Origin of the sequence: Leisingera sp. UBA4491 (genome assembly GCF_002388965.1) — a bacterium.
Classification (GTDB): Bacteria; Pseudomonadota; Alphaproteobacteria; order Rhodobacterales; family Rhodobacteraceae; genus Leisingera; species Leisingera aquaemixtae.
On record NZ_DGNN01000011.1, the window covers coordinates 109,051 to 126,153 of the forward strand.

At 59.2% G+C, this 17,103-nt stretch carries 14 protein-coding genes and 1 tRNA gene; 6 read left to right on the top strand and 9 right to left on the bottom strand.

Annotated elements, in window-relative coordinates:
- From rpe to htpX, 4 genes are all read right to left on the bottom strand, one after another.
- Window positions 1–669: a ribulose-phosphate 3-epimerase gene (gene rpe, locus B2P87_RS05755; protein ID WP_286852218.1), complete on the bottom strand. Its 669-nt coding sequence runs from the start codon at window positions 667–669 to the stop codon at window positions 1–3.
- 69 nt (window positions 670–738) lie between these two features.
- The gene (locus tag B2P87_RS05760) at window positions 739–1,224 is read right to left on the bottom strand and encodes a glycine zipper 2TM domain-containing protein (RefSeq protein ID WP_051607800.1); all 486 of its coding nucleotides are present in this window, start codon (window positions 1,222–1,224) and stop codon (window positions 739–741) included.
- 129 nt (window positions 1,225–1,353) lie between these two features.
- Window positions 1,354–2,622: an RsmB/NOP family class I SAM-dependent RNA methyltransferase gene (locus tag B2P87_RS05765; protein WP_286852219.1), complete on the bottom strand. Its 1,269-nt coding sequence runs from the start codon at window positions 2,620–2,622 to the stop codon at window positions 1,354–1,356.
- Window positions 2,623–2,638: 16 nt separating this feature from the next.
- On the bottom strand, window positions 2,639–3,535 hold the full coding sequence (gene htpX / locus B2P87_RS05770) for a zinc metalloprotease HtpX (protein ID WP_206991525.1): 897 nt from the start codon (window positions 3,533–3,535) through the stop codon (window positions 2,639–2,641).
- Window positions 3,536–3,624: 89 nt separating this feature from the next.
- Between htpX and B2P87_RS05775 the strand changes: the two genes are divergently transcribed.
- Window positions 3,625–3,840 (top strand): DUF1674 domain-containing protein, encoded by a 216-nt coding sequence (locus tag B2P87_RS05775; protein WP_034814833.1) that lies wholly within the window; start codon window positions 3,625–3,627, stop codon window positions 3,838–3,840.
- An 11-nt stretch (window positions 3,841–3,851) separates the two neighbouring features.
- Here B2P87_RS05775 and B2P87_RS05780 read toward each other — a convergent pair whose 3' ends face one another.
- A complete protein-coding gene (locus B2P87_RS05780) occupies window positions 3,852–5,036 on the bottom strand; it encodes an acyl-CoA dehydrogenase family protein (protein WP_286852220.1) in 1,185 nt (394 codons plus the stop codon).
- A gap of 97 nt (window positions 5,037–5,133) precedes the next feature.
- On the bottom strand, window positions 5,134–7,005 hold the full coding sequence (locus B2P87_RS05785) for a DUF885 domain-containing protein (protein ID WP_286852221.1): 1,872 nt from the start codon (window positions 7,003–7,005) through the stop codon (window positions 5,134–5,136).
- Between the two features lie 104 nt (window positions 7,006–7,109).
- On the opposite strand from B2P87_RS05785, the gene hemC reads away from it, so the two are divergent.
- The 5 genes from hemC (at window position 7,110) to B2P87_RS05810 (ending at window position 11,707) form a co-directional block, all read left to right on the top strand.
- Complete coding sequence (hemC, locus tag B2P87_RS05790; protein ID WP_286852222.1) at window positions 7,110–8,093, top strand: hydroxymethylbilane synthase; 984 nt, start codon at window positions 7,110–7,112, stop codon at window positions 8,091–8,093.
- Window positions 8,087–8,815: a uroporphyrinogen-III synthase gene (locus B2P87_RS05795; protein ID WP_034814839.1), complete on the top strand. Its 729-nt coding sequence runs from the start codon at window positions 8,087–8,089 to the stop codon at window positions 8,813–8,815. The genes hemC and B2P87_RS05795 overlap by 7 nt, the downstream gene beginning before the upstream one ends.
- A 59-nt stretch (window positions 8,816–8,874) precedes the next feature.
- A complete protein-coding gene (locus B2P87_RS05800; protein WP_286852223.1) occupies window positions 8,875–10,098 on the top strand; it encodes a COG4223 family protein in 1,224 nt (407 codons plus the stop codon).
- Window positions 10,099–10,104: 6 nt separating this feature from the next.
- Window positions 10,105–11,541 (top strand): heme biosynthesis protein HemY, encoded by a 1,437-nt coding sequence (locus B2P87_RS05805; protein ID WP_286852224.1) that lies wholly within the window; start codon window positions 10,105–10,107, stop codon window positions 11,539–11,541.
- A 90-nt stretch (window positions 11,542–11,631) separates the two neighbouring features.
- A tRNA-Thr gene (locus tag B2P87_RS05810) sits at window positions 11,632–11,707 on the top strand.
- Between the two features lie 25 nt (window positions 11,708–11,732).
- Here the strand turns inward: B2P87_RS05810 and B2P87_RS05815 are convergent.
- From B2P87_RS05815 to B2P87_RS05825, 3 genes are all read right to left on the bottom strand, one after another.
- Window positions 11,733–13,202 carry a UdgX family uracil-DNA binding protein gene (locus tag B2P87_RS05815; RefSeq protein WP_286852225.1) on the bottom strand — a complete coding sequence of 490 codons (1,470 nt, stop codon included), beginning with the start codon at window positions 13,200–13,202 and terminating at the stop codon, window positions 11,733–11,735.
- Window positions 13,199–14,449, bottom strand: a complete 1,251-nt coding sequence (locus B2P87_RS05820; RefSeq protein WP_286852226.1) for a putative DNA modification/repair radical SAM protein — start codon at window positions 14,447–14,449, stop codon at window positions 13,199–13,201. Before B2P87_RS05820 ends, B2P87_RS05815 begins: the two co-directional genes overlap by 4 nt.
- Window positions 14,450–14,555: 106 nt before the next feature.
- Window positions 14,556–16,904 carry a putative bifunctional diguanylate cyclase/phosphodiesterase gene (locus tag B2P87_RS05825; protein ID WP_286852227.1) on the bottom strand — a complete coding sequence of 783 codons (2,349 nt, stop codon included), beginning with the start codon at window positions 16,902–16,904 and terminating at the stop codon, window positions 14,556–14,558.
- Window positions 16,905–17,103 lie beyond the last annotated feature (199 nt).

The following is a 17,103-nucleotide window of genomic DNA, read 5'->3' on the forward strand; positions in this document are numbered from 1 at the left end:
CTATACTTTTAGATTTGGTCTGAGCGACCTGATGTTGTCAGCATAGGCCGACCCGCCGCCCTTGAAAACGGCTGACCCGGCAACAATTGCACTAACTCCCGCGGCGATGGCTTTTGGAGCAGTCTCCGGATTCAGGCCGCCATCGATTTCCAGGATGATATCTCTGCCAGTTGAGTCGATCATTCGTCGCAGCTGTTCGACCTTGCGTAACTGGCTGTCGATAAAGGTCTGACCGCCGAAACCGGGATTGACTGACATCACCAGGATCAGGTCGATATCGTCCAGTATGGGCTCCACGATATTGGCGGGTGTGCCCGGATTTAAGGCAATTCCTGGCTTCATACCGGCAGCGCGAATCGCCTGAATCGTACGATGGATATGTGGTCCGGCTTCCGGATGAACCGTGAGGATGTTTGCGCCAGCCTTCGCAAAGGCAGCAATGAACGGGTCCACAGGGGCGATCATCAGGTGCACATCGAACGGCTTGTCCGTGCATTTGCGGAGCTTTTCGATCACCGGAGGGCCAAAGGTCAGGTTTGGCACGAAATGCCCATCCATGACGTCGATATGGATCATGTCTGCGCCAGCATGGTCTATGGCGGCAATCTCTTCACCAAGGCGAGAGAAATCTGCAGAGAGAATCGAGGGAGAAATCAACACGTCGCGCATGCGCAATCCCTAAGCTGGAACAGCCGACCACACAAGGTGGCCGGCTGTCCCAAAGTGTAGCAATTGGGCCTAGTAGCCGCCAGCTGGCACCAGTTTCCAACCGTCAGCGCCAGCAATTATATCGACCGGCGTGCCCGGTGCGATATAGACATCCGCGCCCTGAATGATTTCCTTCACGTCACCCGTCGAGAAACGGACAATGTAGGCATAACCCTGTTGCTTGCCGACAGCCTTGCCAGCTGCGTTGCCGGCGATGCCGCCGATGACAGCGCCGCCAATGGCTCCTGCGGTCTGGGCCTTGTCGCCACCGCCAAGCTCGGAGCCAGCCAGACCACCCAACACGGCGCCTGTTGCGGTACCAATCAGGGACCGGTCAGATTGGATCGTCACGGCGCGTACCGAGGTCACTGTACCGGTGTAAACGGTAGAGGCCTGACCGACCGCACCTGGCGTGGCTGTCCCAGCACCATAATTGCTTGCACATCCGGTGAGCGCCAAAGCGAGGGCAGCAAATGCGCCCACAGCAACTTTCCGGGGAGAAAATTCGGTAATCATGTTGAGTGCTCCCTGCACATTAGATGGGTTATCATTGCACAATTCGCCCTGAATGGCAGATGAACTCTGCGAGACCTTTTTGTGGCAAGTCTGTTTACCGCTTGAAAACCATGCGCGGATTGAAATCGATCAAATCCGCTGCAGGCGCGCAATGTAGAAGGCGTCATGCCCCGCACCGTCCTGCGGCAGCGTCAGCAGATCGCCCTCTGGCGTCAGGCAATGCTCGAAACCGGGAATTTCTGCTTCGGATACAGGCTGGCGTGAATAAAGGCCCGCCGTAATCGCCTGATCCACGATAGTGCGCCCTTCGCATTCAAGCGGGGTGCAGACGCAATAGATGACGATGCCGCCCGAAGTGACCATCTCGGCGGCGGCTGTCAGGAGGCGTGTCTGTGCTGCCGGGAAGCGGTCAATTTCTTCCTCTCGCTTGATCCATGCGCCCTCTGGATGACGTCGCAAGGTGCCCAAGGCGGAGCAGGGGGCATCCAGTAGCAATTTGGTCACCGGAACTTCCGGGCGCCATTCATCGGCATTGGCTGCAATGATGTCTGCAGACAAGCCCGTTCGCGCAAGGTTTTCCCTGAGGCGCTCCAATCTCGGCTTGGACCGATCGACGGCGGTCACTTTCGCACCGGTGGCCGCCAATTGAAGAGTCTTGCCGCCTGGCGCCGCGCACAAATCCACGACCTGATCGATCCCGGTCACATTGAGCAGTTTTGCGGGTAGGGCAGCGGCGGCGTCCTGAACCCACCAGCCGCCTGCTTCAAACCCGGGCAGGGCCTCGACATTTGCGCTGTTCAGGCGGACCGAACCGGTCGGCAATAAGTCGCCACCGGTTGCGTTAGCAACATCGCTTGGGTTGGACCTTGCGGACAGGAAGATTGGCGGCTCGTCCATTTGGTGCGCGGCAAGAAGCTCTGCGCGATCGGCGCCAAGATCATTCGCGAACCGGCTGGCCAGCCAATCCGGCCAGATCAGGCTCGCGGGCATTGCATCAAGGTCAGGCGGTGTGTCGGCTGCGCGCCGTAACACGGCGTTGAGAAAACTGCCTCCCGAACGCGCATCCGGCCAGCCCTTGGCCGCTTCAACCGTCTCCGACACAGCGGCATGAGGCGGTGTTTCCAGCCGCCAAAGCTGCACTACGCCAACGCGCAATAGGGCGCGAATGGCAGGGCTGGTGGCGTTGAGTGGTCGCGACAGCAGGGGTGAGAGACCCGCATCAATGCGGCCAAGTTCACGCAGGGCGGCGCTCGCCATCAGTCGGGCAAAGCCCCGATCGGGCCCTTCCAGCTCGTTGAAGCTGTCAGATTTGAGCATCGCCTCGTCCAGCGTGCGGCGGCTTTCCAGCGCCAGCATGAGCAATTCAGCTGCGGCGCGCCGTGCCAGGGCGCCGCTCATGAGTCTGACTCCATGATCAGCCCCACGGTCCGGCTTGGCGACGCGGTGCATCCGCAGTCTCGGAGCTGACGCCCATCTCGGCTGCCATGCGGCGCAAGGCCTCGATCCGGTTCGCGGTTGCCGGATGGGTTGAGAACAGATTGTCGGCGCCGCGTCCATTGAGGGGATTGGCTATGTACATGTGCGCCATGGCGGGGTTGCGCTCGGCCGCCATGTTGACCGAGGCGCGGGCACCGCGTTCAATCTTCTGAAGCGCGGAGGCCAGCCAGAGCGGATTGCCACAAATCTCTGCGCCTCGCTTGTCGGCCTCGTATTCCCGTGATCGGCTGATGGCCATCTGCACAAGGGCGGCCGCCATCGGCGCGAAGATCATGATTGCCAGAGAGCCGATGAGGCCTGCCCGCTCGCGGCCAAAGAACAGCGCGAAATTTGCCAACATGCCGATCGCACCCGCGATTGTTGCGGTAACGGTCATGGTCAGCGTGTCGCGGTTCTGCACATGCGCCAGTTCGTGCGCCATAACACCTGCGACTTCCTCGCGGGTCAGCGAGCCGAGCAGGCCAGAGGTCGCGGCGACGGCGGCGTTTTCGGGATTGCGCCCGGTCGCAAAGGCATTCGGTTGCGGTGTTTCAATAATGTAGACGCGCGGCGCAGGCAGGCCGGCGCGTTCTGCCATGCGGGCCACATCACCCGCAAATGTGCGCAGCATGGGGGAGGAGGTCTCCGGCGTGACCTCTTTGGCACCCTGCATGCGCAGGACAATCTTGTCGGCATTCCACCAGGAAAATACGTTCATGCCAGCGGCGGCGACAAAGGCGATTGCCATGCCGAGAACACCGCCGATCAGATAGCCGACCGCCATGAACAGCGCGGTTAGCGCAGCCAGCAACATGAAGGTTTTTGCGGTACCCATGGGTGACACGTCTCCGGTGATTTCAGTCGGGGGATGTTTAAATTCCCCAGAAACCTATATGGGGATTGTTAACGAAATGGGGAGTGCAGATGAGCACACCGGACTTTCCTGATGCGGCCGAAATCGCGCGTCGCGAGACCCTGACACCAGAGGCGCGCCGCGCGCTGGAAGAGGCAGATGCGCGTCGAATCGAGATGGCTGAGGACGTCTCTGAGCTGCCGGAGAACGAGCGTGGCGGCCCTCGCAAGATCGAGCCAACCCGGTATGGCGATTGGGAACGCAAAGGCATTGCCTACGACTTCTGAGCAGACCGGCCTTAGAGGCCCAGCACTTTCTTTGCGATGATGTTGCGCTGGATCTCGTTGGTACCACCATAAATTGATTGGGCGCGCCCTCCGAAATATGTCGCGACGTCGGGCGCGGCATAGGCTGGCAAGCTCGCGGGCAGGTCCCCGCTCTTGCCGAAGGGCTGTCCGAAATGGCCGACGGCATCCAGCATCAGTTCGGTAATCTGCTGGTGGGTCGTAGTTGCCAGGATTTTTACTGTGGATGCTGCATCGCCCGGTGATCCGCCTGCGGAGAGCGCGGAGAGGATGCGGAAGACAGTCATCTCCAGGCCATCCACCGCCATTTCTGCTTGGGTCAGCTTTTGCGCAAAGCCCGGATCATCGATCAGGCGGTAATTGCCGCTCTCGGGCAAGGAGCGAGCGATCTCGCGCACATGGCGCAACATGGCCCGTTTGCCGCCGATGCGAGCATAGGAGGTGCGCTCAAACCCGAGCAGGTACTGCGAATAGGTCCAGCCCTTACCCTCTTTGCCGATGCGAAACTCTTCCGGCACGGTGACATTGTCGAAGAAAACTTCGTTCAGCACATGCTTGCCATCAATCGTGATGATCGGCTTCACCGTCACGCCGGGCGCATCAATGGGGCAACAGATGAAGGTAATCCCTTCCTGCTTCTTCCCCTCATTGGAGGTGCGCGCCAGCAGGAAAATCCAATCGGCATGCTGGGCGGCCGAGGTCCAGATCTTGTGGCCGTTCAGCGTGTAGGTGCCATCTTTCAGCTCTGCGCTGAACTGGAGGGAGGCGAGGTCTGACCCTGATCCCGGCTCTGAATAGCCCTGTGCCCAGCCGACCGAGCCGTCGCGGATGCCAGGAAGCCATTTTTCCTTCTGAGCATCCGACCCGAATGTGTAGAGTACAGGCCCGACATAGACGACGCCCATAGGCGTTACGGTTGGTACGCCAGCGCGCTCCAATTCTTCATCAAAGACGTATTGTTCCTCGACGGACCAGCCGGGGCCTCCATATTCTTCGGGCCATGCCGAGGCGAGCCAGCCTTTCGCGCCGAGCGCCATTTCCGACTTTCGGACCTCTGCTGTTGTCAGCGCGTGACCTGCGCGGTTTTTCTCAAGAATGTCCTTCGGAAAATCCGTTTCAAAGAAGGTGCGGACGGTCTGCCGAAAGGTTTCAGTTTCCGGGCTGAAATCGAGGTTCATGGCATTTTCTCCCTTCCTGAAAAGCGTAGGGCAGGGCCTGCCTCAAGCAAGCCCTGCCCTCGCGTCGCCCGGAAGGGCGCTAAGCTCGCAGACTGGATCAGGCCGCTTTTACTTCCTCGATCCACTGGTCGATGCGGCGTTCGAGGATTTCCAGCGGCAGAGCGCCGCCGCCCAGAACCGTGTCGTGGAAGGCGCGGATGTCGAACTTGTCGCCAAGCTCGTCTTCAGCCTTCTTCCGCAGCTGCTGGATCTTCATCATGCCGATCTTGTAGCTGGTCGCCTGACCCGGCATCACGATGTAACGCTGGATCTCGGAGCGCGCCTGCATCTCGGTGATGGCCGTATTGTTCAGGAAGTACTGAACGGCCTCTTCCTCGGTCCAGCCCTTGGAGTGGATACCGGTGTCGACAACAAGACGGATTGCCCGCCAGATTTCGGAGCCGAGGCGACCGAAATTGGAATACGGATCTTCATAAGTATCCGGGAATTCCGTGGCCAGCCATTCGGAATACAGCGCCCAGCCTTCGATGTAAGCGGTGAAGCCGGCCTGGGTGCGGAACTGCGGTACGCCTTCCAGCTCCTGAGCAATCGAGATCTGCATGTGGTGGCCCGGAATGCCTTCATGATACGCGATCACTTCCAGTTCGCGTTTCGGCATCGCGGTCATGTCGGACAGGTGCGCGTAATAGGTTCCTGACCGCGATCCATCCGGCGTTCCCGGATAGTAGTGCTGGGCAGCTCCGTCCTGTTCGCGGAACGGCTCAACGCGCTTCACGACAAGGTCGGCCTTCGGCAGGATGCCGAAGAATTCCGGCAGGTTCGCCTTGATGTTTTCGATGTCGCGGGTCGCGTCGTCAATATAGGCCTGACGTCCCTCATCCGTATTCGGATAGTAGAAGCGTTCATCATCCTTGGAATCGCGCAGCATGGTGAAGAATTCCTGCAGCGTGCCTTCGAAGCCTACTTCCTGCTTGATGGCCTCCATTTCTTCATGGATGCGCGCCACTTCGGCGAGGCCGATCTCGTGGATTTCGTCGGCTGTCAGGTCGGTCGTGGTCTGCGTGGCCAGCAGGTGGTTGTAGTAGTCCTTGCCGTTGGGCTGGGTGTCCGCGCCGACCGGGCTGTCCGGATCCGGCGAATTGGCCATGTCTTCTTCAGCGAAAGCGATGATGGCCTCGTACGCTGGCTGGAAGTTATCGACCAGCGCGATGCGGGCCTGTTCCAGCTTGGCGTCAGCCTCTTCCTCGGCAAGTTCACCGGCTTCTGAAAGTTTCGCGATCTCGGATTTGACGTCGGCGTAGAGCGCGCTGTCTTCGCCTTCGGTGAACGGCGCACCTGTGATGACCTTCTTCGACTGGTCGATCACGCCTTCATAGGCAAATTTCGGGGCATGGACGCCGCGTGAAGCTGATTCCTTTGCAATCAGGATCGCCTCATTCATGGCGCGACCGGTTTCGCTGATCCGGTTGACGAGGGCATCGAAGTCTTCGACCGATTCCACATTGTGGAAATTGATCAGGAAGGTGGGCATGAAGCCCTGTGGGCCGTTCATCTGGTCGAAGATGTAACCATTATAGAGATATTCTTCGCCGGCGACTTCCTGCTCGGTCTGGTACTTCCAGATATCATAGGAGATACGGTCTGCTGGTGAGAGCGCATCATAGTCGAACTCGTTTTCCATTTCTTCGGTGGCTGCAACGCGCCATGCCAGCTGCTCTTCGTGGCACTCAAGGGTAAAGCAATCGATCTGGTCATTCTTGTCCTTGCGGCCCAGGAAAGTCAGTCCAATCGGGCTGAATTGCAGTTCTTCTTCGTATTTCGCGTCAAACCACGCATTCAGGCGTTCGCCATTGGCTGCCATTTCTTCTGCCGTCACAGGTGGCTTTTCAGGTTCGGCGGCGGGGGTGGGCTGGCCACAGGCGGTCAGCGCAAGCGCAAGGGCAATCGCGGTGGCGGTTTGCTTGATCATGAGAGACTCCGGAAAATTTTTCTCGAATAACGATAAGACTTGGTATTCCTTTCCGCGGCGCTGTGTCAATTGGCAAGTCCGCTTGAGGGCGTTAGGGGAGGGGGATGACTGATCCACGTATTTCTCCCGACGACACGTCCCGCCGCGACCAGCGTGTGCTGCGCATTGGCACGCGCGGCTCGCCGCTCGCGCTCGTGCAGGCCCGGCAGGTGGCGGCGGCGCTGGAAATTCACTCCGGCGGTGCATGGCGCGGCGAAATCGTTACCTTTACGACGTCCGGAGACCAGCTGACAACCGAGCGTCTGATTAATGCGGGCGGCAAGGGTCTGTTTACGCGCGAACTCGATGCGGCGCTCGACCGAGGGGAGGTGGACGTGACCGTGCACAGTCTGAAAGACGTGCCGTCTGTCTTGCCTGAGGGGCAGCGTTTTGTGGCGTTCCCGGATCGGGAAGACCCGCGCGAAGGTTTTCTGTCACCACATGCAACCAGTCTGAACGAATTGAAACAGGGTGCACGTGTGGGCACCGCCTCCCTACGCCGGGAAGCGCAGACTTTGGCGCTGCGCCCCGACGTCGAGATCGTGACGTTCCGCGGCAATGTCGCGACCCGTATGCGCAAGTTGGAAGAGGGGCTCGCAGACGCGACCTATCTCGCCATGGCCGGGCTGACGCGCCTCGGCATGGCGCATTTGGCGCACCCGATCCCGCTGGAAGACATGCTGCCGGCCGCCGGACAAGGGATCGTCGGCGTTGTGGCGCGGGAAACTCTGGCTGAAGATGCTGCAGAGGTGTTCAAGAAGATGAACCATGAGCCGACCGAGTCCGCTGCCCATATCGAACGGGCTTTCCTTGCAGCACTCGACGGCAGTTGCCGCACGCCGATTGCGGCGCACACGTTTGACAAGGGCGACACCTGGTTTGTGAAGGGCGAAGTTCTGTCGCTGGACGGCAAGCAGACTTGGTCTGCCAGCGGATCGTGTGCCAAGGCGTCCGCATTGCAGCAGATGACGGATCTGGGGGCCAGGCTTGCCGCTGACATCCGCGATGCGGCGGGCGGTGAACTGCCAGCCTTCGGCAGCGCATGGTAAAGCCACCGGTCATCGTGACGCGTGCGGAGCCCGGTGCCTCCGAGACCGTGACACGGCTGATGGATATGGGTTTTCATGCCATTCGGTCTCCCATGCTCGAGCTGAGAGCGCTCGAAGCGCCCATGGTAGACTTGTCGGGCATCTACAATCTGGTCTTCACGAGCGCGAATGGCGTTCGGTTCTTCGTTGATGCTGTCGGAGGTATCACGGAGCAGGTCGCTGATCTGACTACGTGGTGTGTTGGGCCTGCGACGGCGGATGCGGCTGAAGCAGCAGGCTTCCAGAAGATTGTGCGGGGAGATGGAGATTCTGACGAACTCGGCCGTTTGATCCTGTCTTCGGTATCTACAGAAGGCGGTTTCCTTCATATTGCGAATTCGGCGGCAGCCGGAAACCTGGTAGCGCAACTGTCCGCTGCCAAATGCGATGCCCGCTTTCTGGCGCTCTATGAGACGGTTCCAGCATCAGCCCTGCAAGCGGATGCAGTTCAAACACTCCGCTCCGGTTCGGGTGCGGTTGTTCTGGTTCATTCAGCCAAGGCTGCGCATGTTTTTGCGGCCCTGTCCGAAAGCATACCAATGGAGACCAATATCTGCGTCGCAATTTCGGAGGCTGCCGCAGCCCCGTTAAAGTCTTCGCAGGCACGGGCACTTATATCTGCTGCCAGGCCCAATGAGGACGCGCTCATGGAGGCTTTGTTGCAGGCGTGCAAAGAGCTTTGATCGCTGCCGAACTATATGCGATTGTGGCTAGAACTCCCGTCTGAAGGGAAATGTGATTGATGACCGAAGATTCGACACCGGAAGACGACCATATCGACTCATCTGAGCCGATTGATGCTGACTTCGAACCTGCCCCTGAAGAAGCCGTGCGGGGACGCGGTGGCGTTTCTGCGGGGCCAGGCTGGCTGGGTGCACTCGTTTTATCCCTGTTTGCTGCCGGTCTTGGCGGTATTCTCGGCATGGCCGGTTCACGATACCTCGCAAACAATCCGACCAATCCCGGCATGGTAGATTCGCGCCTGACCGACATGGAGTCAGGTCAGGAAGAAGTCTCCATCCGGCTGGCCCGGACGATCCGCGAGCAGGACGGATTGAGTGCGAGCATCTCTGCCCTCGCAACCGAGGTCGAAGCGCTGGCCCAGCGCGAAACCGGGTCCGCAGCTACAATAGATACAAGCGCACTTGATGAGCTTCAGCAGCGCGTCGTTGCGCTTGAGTCTATCGACACGACAGGTGAAGTCAGTCCGGAAGATGTCTCCCGCGCTGTTGCCAGCCTTGAGTCTCGGATGGAAAGGCTCGCCCGATCAGTTGAGCAATTGGAAGCGGCACCGAGTGGCGTCCAGATCGAACGGGTGATCGAGGTTGAAACCAAACTGGCCGAATTGCGCGACGATTTGAGTGAAGCCAAGCTCTCGAACAGCCGCGACGCCGAACAGATGGCGGGCCTGATTGCGGGTATGCGTCAGGATGAGGCCGCTGCGCGCGGGGCAGCCGAAGCAGCGTCCCAAACGGCCGAGATGGCCCGTGCGGTGTCCGCAATAGAGGCTGCCTCCCGAAAAGGCGGAGGTTTTGCGCCGGAACTGCGCATGCTCAGGTCGCAACTACCGGACGATTCTTCGGTCCGACAGCTGGCGTCCATATCCGCGGAGGGGGCGCCGACGGTTGCAGAGCTCCAGGCTTCTTTTGATGTCGCGCGATTGAAAGCAGAAGCGGCCATTCCGGACACGTCGGAAGAGGGACTGTCCTGGCTCAATCGCGCTTTCGGGGACGCTGTCAGTGTGCGGCGGCTGGACGGCGAGGACAGCGAACCGGATGCCATTCTTGCCAAGGCCAGTGAAGCGCTGGCAATCGGCGACCTCGAAGAGACGGTCGAAATGATAAGCCGACTTGAAGGCGAGCCCGCCAGAGCAATGGCCGACTGGACCGCGCAGGCAAACCGGCGCATCACTTTGGAAGCGGCGCTGGAAGCCTTGCAACAACGCCTCCTTGAAGGGAAACAATAAGCCCCCATGAATCGGATTGTCCTGTTTGTCGTAATCTTGCTGCTGTTTGCAGTGGCGGCTTCTTTTGCCTGGTGGGCATTGTCACTGCCGGGTGCGGTGACGGTTCCGTATGGCGAGCAGGAGATCTCAATCCAGTCGGGTCTGGCCGCGTTTCTCATGCTGTTGCTCGGCGGCGTGATCGCCTTTGCCTGGTGGATCCTGAGCGGCCTGTTCATTCTGCCCGGAAAGATCGGAAAGTCCCGCCAGGTATCGCGCACGCGTAAGGCCAATTCTGCGCTGACAGAAGGCTTGCTTGCTGCCGAAGCCGGCGATGCCAATACCGCGCTGAAACTGGCTCGCAAGGCCGGGAAGCATGCGGACGACGAACGATTGCAATTGCTGCTCGAAGCCCGCGCCGCCGAAGCCAATGACGACTGGGCTGGCGCTGAGCGCGCTTGGGGCCAGTTGACACGCCTGCCGGGCGGGCAGCTGGCGGGCCTGCGCGGATCAGCATCGGCTGCGGCTGAGCGCGGTGACCAGCAGACGGCGGAGTCCCGGGCGCGAGAGGCGCTGGGCATAAAATCCTCGGCCGATTGGCCGTTCAACTCGCTGTTCGATTTGCAGGTCGCGCGAGGGGAGTGGACCAGGGCGCTGGAAACGCTCTCGATCGGTGAGAAGCGCGGTCTCATCAAGGGCGATAGTTTACGCCGTCGCCGGGCGGTACTGCACACGGCGCGAGCCGCTGGCTTACCGCATGACCGCAAACTGGAAGCCCAGAAAGAACTCGCCGAAGCCATGCGATCTGCACCGGCATTCTCTCCTGCGGCTTGGCATGGCGCACGCCAGCTGATGACCGATGGCAAGGCAAAATCAGCGCAAGGCGTGCTGGAAACGGGCTGGAAGGCGCGGCCACATCCGGCGTTGGCACAATTGTCTCGTCGCCTTGTTCCTCAGGACACACCGGAGAATGTTTCAGCGCGCCTCAGGGCCCTGATTAATACGAACCCCACTCATCGCGAAAGCCGTATCCTGGAGGCCGAACTGGCTATGGATTCTGCCGACTGGACAGGTGCGATCAAGGCGCTTGCCTTGCTAGTCGAAGAGAATCCGACGGCACGGCTTTGCTTGCTGATGGAGCGCGCCTTGAAAGGCTATGGTGATACGTCTGAAGCCGAACGCTGGGGCCGCATGGCCGTTTCCGCGTCGCGCGAGCCGGACTGGTCGGATCTGGATCCGAAAGGTATGGCGTTCGACTTCTCGCAGCGCAATTGGAGCCGGCTCGTCTACACGTTTGGCGATGTCGGAGACCTTGTCCATCCACGTTATGAATCCTTCGGGCGCGAGCTTGAGGCCGGCCGGGTCATGGCGCTGCCGTCACCCGACGAGGAGGATGATCTCGCCACTGCCACTGCGCCGAGCGAACCCCGCATGCCACCGCTGGATTATGTCTCGGATGATGACTAGGCTTGGCGACTGCTGCTGGCTCGCCACGTACAAAAGCATCTTGCGAAAATGGGCCTCTGTCGGTATGACGCGGGGCTCATAAGTGGGTATGCCGCTATAGCTCAGCTGGTAGAGCATCGCATTCGTAATGCGGGGGTCAGGTGTTCAAGTCACCTTAGCGGCACCATTTTCTTTCCGACAATCCATTGCCCTCAGGCGCTTGTCCGATGCGCAGTCCCCTCCAGAAACGCGCGCGCTGTTGATAGATCCTGCGCGAAACGCTGGCATTCAGTTCGGGCACGGTCCGCGTCTGGCAAGCGAAGCAGATAGGCGGGGTGGACCGTAACCAGCACGGATACCGCGCCGGGCTGGGGCAGGATCTTGCCGCGCATATTCGACACCTTGACCGAGTGGCCCAGCAGGCCGCGCGCCGCGCTTGCCCCCAGCGCAATGATCAGGTCCGGCTGAACATGCCGGCGTTCTAGGTCGAGCCACCAGCGACAGGTGTCGATCTCTCCCGCATTGGGTCTTTGATGCATGCGCCGTTTGCCGCGCGGCTGGAATTTGAAATGCTTCACCGCATTGGTAACATATGCCTCGTTCCGGTTCAGCCCGGCGTCGACCAGCACCCGGTCCAGCAACTGTCCTGCAGGTCCAACGAAGGGGCGGCCGGAAATATCTTCCTGATCTCCAGGCTGTTCCCCGACAATCATCAGTCGCGCATTTGTCGGTCCTTCGCCAGAAACTGACTGAGATGCGTCCGTGTAGAGTGGGCACCGCGTGCACGCCGATAGCGCTTTTCTTATCTCGGGCCATGTCTGATGCGTCGGGGCAGGGGCGGCCTTTCCGATCCGCCGGCGGGTCAGGACTTCGGCCAGCGGGTTCGGCGCGCGCTCGGGTTGAAGCTGCATGGATTTCGCCCTTTCTGACGCGGTCGCAATCAGGTTCGGGATGAGGTCGGCTTCAGGCAGGTTCTTCCAGTATTTGCGAGGCATCTCCGAAGTCATCGCAGTCACTTTCAGGCGCGCTGGATTGAAGATCGATTTGAAATAGGTGCGCCATTGGTCCTCAACCGCGTCAGCCGGAGGCACATCGGACTTGCTTCCCCCGTCGGCGTAGCGAAGCGTTGTGCCGTCCCACGCGGCGGACATGGACGGTGTGACGATGACCCAGTCCATGTTTGGAAACCGGCGTTGGAAGAAAGGTGCGCTGAGTTCAAGTGTCAGATGAGTGGGTTCGAACCAGGCTGCAAACTCTTGCCGACCGCCCCCCGCGGCATTTACCTGTCTGAACCGAACAAAGGCGTGGGTCTTGTGAACATCCCGCCGGATCGCCTTGTCGCAATCTTCCAACCATTTCACATCCGTTTCCGTAATACGGCTGAGATAGGCACCATCCTGCTGGAGTCGCCACAGGATCCTGTAGAGCCGGATGAACCGGCTGGTGTCGGTGTGACAGACGACGCGTCTGGCGCGGTCAATAAACAGTTTCGGAGCACGAGGTCCCGAAGACGACGGCGGAGCGGGGTGCGGCTGGTAAGCGGGTGTTGCAAACAGTGTTCCAGCGTCACCTTTAATGTGCCACTCGACTTCGTCCGGTTTGACGCCTTCGGCCAGTAGACGTCGGGACAATCTGCGCCAACCGTCAAAGTCTGTTGGAGATTGCAATTCGACAGTGATCATGAAAAAAGGTCCAACTGTCTTGGCTGCGAAACAAAGCGATCTCTCAAGCCAAGGGAATCGGTCAGATGGCCCGGCGACCAGTTTGCCGCTGTGATAAATGGCCGGATATTTTTCAGACTGCGTACGATCTTTCCGAGGTCTGTCAGCGTCAATCGCGTATGCCGTCTCGCTTGAATGATGCGCTTGGCGGACGCCGGACCGAGCCCGGGTATCCGCAACAATTCGCCGTAGGAGGCCTTGTTGATATCCATTGGGAACAACCCTCGGTTCTTGAGTGCCCAAGCCAGTTTCGGATCGATGTCGAGATCCAGCATGCCGCCCTCGGCGACCGACGTGATCTCTGCGGTCGAGAAGCCGTAGAAGCGAAACATCCAGTCAGCCTGGTACAGGCGGTGTTCCCGGATCAGGGGCGGACGGATGGGTGGCAGGTCGGCACTAGCATCCGGCACCGGGCTGTAGGCGGAATAGTAGATGCGCTTCAGGCCATAGCCAGCATAGAGTCGCGAGGATGACTGCAAGATATCGGCATCGCTGGATGCGTCTGCTCCAACAATCATCTGGGTTGATTGCCCGCCCGGAGCAAAAGCTGGCGGCTGGGCACGCTTCAGCAGGCGGCTGGTCTTGGCATCCTTCGCATTGTCGATTTCGTGACGTATATCAGCCATCGCCTTGCGAATGGTCTGGCCGCTCTTCTCCGGGGCGTAGTGAGACAGTCCCTGTTCGGATGGAAGCTCGACATTCACCGACAGCCGGTCGGCATAAATTCCGGCTTGGCGGATCAGTTCCGGATCGGCCTCGGCGATGGTTTTCAAATGTATGTAGCCGAGAAAGCCATGGTCTTCCCTCAGGCTGCGAGCAACCTCCATCAATTGTTCCATCGTATAATTCGGAGATCGAATAATACCTGACGACAAGAAGAGACCTTCGATATAATTGCGCTTGTAGAAGTCCAGAGTCAGTTTAACGATCTCGTCTACAGAAAAGCGCTCTCGCTGCACGTTCGATGACGACCGGTTGATGCAGTAGCGACAGTCGAAGACACAAAAATTGGTCAGCAGCACTTTCAGAAGTGAAATACACCGCCCATCCGGCGCGTAGGAATGGCAAATTCCCATCCCTTCGGTGGATCCGATTCCGGCTGTGCCCAGTGCATTGCGTTTCTTGGACCCTGAGGACGCGCAAGATGCGTCGTATTTCGCGGCGTCCGCAAGAATTTCCAATTTTTGTATGATTGTTCGACGGGCCATGATCTGTTCTCCAGAATAAGAACATATCACGAACACGCTGGGCCGCACTAATCTATGTCAGCGTTTTGGTCGGAGTGCCGACCCACAACAGGTGTTACCCGGCCATTCAGGCGAGCCGGCGTTCTAAAGGCGCCGAATGCTCGCGGGGGGACCGTGCAAGGCAAAATGCGATCAGTTTGTCGACTGCCATAGGGCGCCCCGTGAGGTAGCCTTGGATCGCATCGCAGCCGAGCGCCTTGAGTGCATCATAAGTGGCTTCATCCTCGACACCTTCGCACACCACCCGCATGCCCAGCGCATGTGCAAGATCGAATGTGGATTTCAGGATCATGCGGTCACGTTGGCTGTCCCGGACATCCGAAATCATGCTCCGGTCGAGTTTCAGTTCATCGGCCGGCAGACGCTTGAGATAGGCAATTGAGGATTGCCCTGCGCCATAATCATCAATCGCCAGCTTGATTCCGGCATCGCGGAAGGCATTCGCTGAGCAGATGGCGAGTTCAGGCTGCTCCATCACAGCCGTTTCGGTGATCTCGATCGCAATCGTCGCGCCGGACTGATTGATCGTGTCAGCGAGCTGCCGACAGAAGTCGATTTCAAGCAGGGACCTGGCAGACATGTTTACGGCAATGGCGGCGTCTACCCCCATCCGGCGCATCGTCGACTGATCTCGTATCGCCTGCTTGATCGCCCAGAGCGTCAGCTTGTGGATTGCACCGGTTTTCTCGGCGACGGTGATGAAGCTGTCCGGCGCGATCTGACCGAAGGTCGGATGGTTCCAGCGCATCAACGCTTCGACGCCGACAATTTCGTTGCTTCTGGTACATATCTTGGGCTGGTAGACGAGGTGGAACTCATCACGGTCCAGTCCCGCGTTCACTTCCGTCAGCAGGGCGAGCCTGAGCTGGGGATCTTCAAACTGGGCCTCTCCCCAGCGAACCAGGTCGCGTCTCGTCCGTCGGGCGTGGTCCAATGACAAGGAGGCGCGGGACAACGCTGTTTCTTCATCGTCGGTTTGGCTTGCGATCATGGCGATGCCTGCCGAGAGCTCGATATGGAGCGACTGACCGGCGACGACGATCGTGTGTTGCAGCGCCGATCGAACGTCATCGATGCATTTGTCGACGCTGTCCTGGTCGCCCACTCTGATCAGCGTGCCGAGGACAGATGCTCCCAAATGGTAATGTGTAAGACCTGTGCCGGTTTCGTAGAGACGTTCGGCAGCCGACCGGATCAGGGTTTTTGCATTGGTGTAACCAATCGCGCCGCGTAGTTCGCCGAACCTCCTGATGCCGAATGTGACAACGAGTATGCTCGCCTCGGGGTCTGTTCTGTGCAGGTCCGTCAGGGCGGCCAGCATGGAGCGACGATTGGGCATGCCTGTCTCGGAATCATGTTCGGCCATATAGGTCAGATAGTTTGATTCCTGCTCGAGAAGTGCGCGCTTGTGCCTGGAGAAGGCATTCCAGATGCCCGCAACGGAACTCCATCCCAATGCGAAGATCAAACTGGACGTGTTGATGCTGATTGGAAAGAAATTCTGTATGATGAACGGGATGACCAGAACGGAAGACATCACAAGAACATGGATGCCGAACAGCTGTCGCAGCGGCGTATGTCTGGCCACCACACTGGTTATCATGAGCAGCGCCATTCCGAGGATGAGCATTGGAAGTTTGGACGGGCTGGTCAGGGCTCGGTTTTGAACAAGGCTCTCATAGCCCAGCGCATGCACATAGACGCCCGGCATGGCAGGGGAATGCGGAGTAGAAAGCAGGTCTCCCAGTTCGAGTGCCGTGGCACCGATGACGACGCTGCGGCCAGCGATCAATTTGGGATCAAACCGATTGCGGAGGACATCGTCAAAGCTGATCGTATCTATCTGGTCTGCATCAATACCATAGTCGATCATGAATGCGCGTGTATCGCTGAGCTCCGCTCCGGCAAGAAGGCCTCCCAATGTGGGAATGTACTTTCCTTCATGGACAAAACCGCGCCGATACTTGCGCAGGCGCCCGTCGCGGGAAAGCTCCACATTCACACTTGCGATGACGGCGTTCTCTGCCAGTTCACCAAACGGAGTATTTGACTGCCTGTAATCCCGCTGGAGGAAAGCCGGCAGGGCGATCCAGCCCGCATTGTCCTGGACAGCCTGAACCAGTGCCGCATCGCCCTCCGGTGACGACCGGGCGCTGAAATCCACGTCGAGGGCGATCATGCCAGCACCGGCGGCGTTCAGATTGTCCAGTGCCTGTGCGAAACGCTCGCGCGGCCATGGCCATTCGCCAGCCTTACTGATGCTTTCAGCGTCGATCGTGACGATCGTGACCGTGCCGCTTGGCGCGAGCGACAGCGCATTCATCCGTGCAGACGCGAGATTGTTGTCGAGGGATACTGACGCGCCGGAAAAAGAGAATACCACCAGGCTCAGGCAGCCAATCAGGCACCCGCGCATTCGCCAAAAAAGATCATTGACAGCGGAGAGTTTCGGATTTCTGGACACAGTGATTAGTCGTCGTCCCGATTGTCGTCACCATCATCACCATCGTCACCGTCGAAATCGTCCGACCCATCTCCGTTTCCGTTACCATTGCCGTTTCCGTTCTCGGCACCGTTTCCGTTGCCATTGCCGTTTCCGTTCTCGGCACCGATTC

Excerpts from the sequence above, each read along its gene's own strand:
- rpe (WP_286852218.1), bottom strand. The coding sequence starts at position 669 with ATGCGCGACGTGTTGATTTCTCCCTCGATTCTCTCTGCAGATTTCTCT.
- B2P87_RS05760 (WP_051607800.1), bottom strand. The coding sequence starts at position 1,224 with ATGATTACCGAATTTTCTCCCCGGAAAGTTGCTGTGGGCGCATTTGCT.
- B2P87_RS05765 (WP_286852219.1), bottom strand. The coding sequence starts at position 2,622 with ATGAGCGGCGCCCTGGCACGGCGCGCCGCAGCTGAATTGCTCATGCTG.
- htpX (WP_206991525.1), bottom strand. The coding sequence starts at position 3,535 with ATGGGTACCGCAAAAACCTTCATGTTGCTGGCTGCGCTAACCGCGCTG.
- B2P87_RS05775 (WP_034814833.1), top strand. The coding sequence starts at position 3,625 with ATGAGCACACCGGACTTTCCTGATGCGGCCGAAATCGCGCGTCGCGAG.
- B2P87_RS05780 (WP_286852220.1), bottom strand. The coding sequence starts at position 5,036 with ATGAACCTCGATTTCAGCCCGGAAACTGAAACCTTTCGGCAGACCGTC.
- B2P87_RS05785 (WP_286852221.1), bottom strand. The coding sequence starts at position 7,005 with ATGATCAAGCAAACCGCCACCGCGATTGCCCTTGCGCTTGCGCTGACC.
- hemC (WP_286852222.1), top strand. The coding sequence starts at position 7,110 with ATGACTGATCCACGTATTTCTCCCGACGACACGTCCCGCCGCGACCAG.
- B2P87_RS05795 (WP_034814839.1), top strand. The coding sequence starts at position 8,087 with ATGGTAAAGCCACCGGTCATCGTGACGCGTGCGGAGCCCGGTGCCTCC.
- B2P87_RS05800 (WP_286852223.1), top strand. The coding sequence starts at position 8,875 with ATGACCGAAGATTCGACACCGGAAGACGACCATATCGACTCATCTGAG.
- B2P87_RS05805 (WP_286852224.1), top strand. The coding sequence starts at position 10,105 with ATGAATCGGATTGTCCTGTTTGTCGTAATCTTGCTGCTGTTTGCAGTG.
- B2P87_RS05815 (WP_286852225.1), bottom strand. The coding sequence starts at position 13,202 with ATGATCACTGTCGAATTGCAATCTCCAACAGACTTTGACGGTTGGCGC.
- B2P87_RS05820 (WP_286852226.1), bottom strand. The coding sequence starts at position 14,449 with ATGGCCCGTCGAACAATCATACAAAAATTGGAAATTCTTGCGGACGCC.
- B2P87_RS05825 (WP_286852227.1), bottom strand. The coding sequence starts at position 16,904 with ATGCGCGGGTGCCTGATTGGCTGCCTGAGCCTGGTGGTATTCTCTTTT.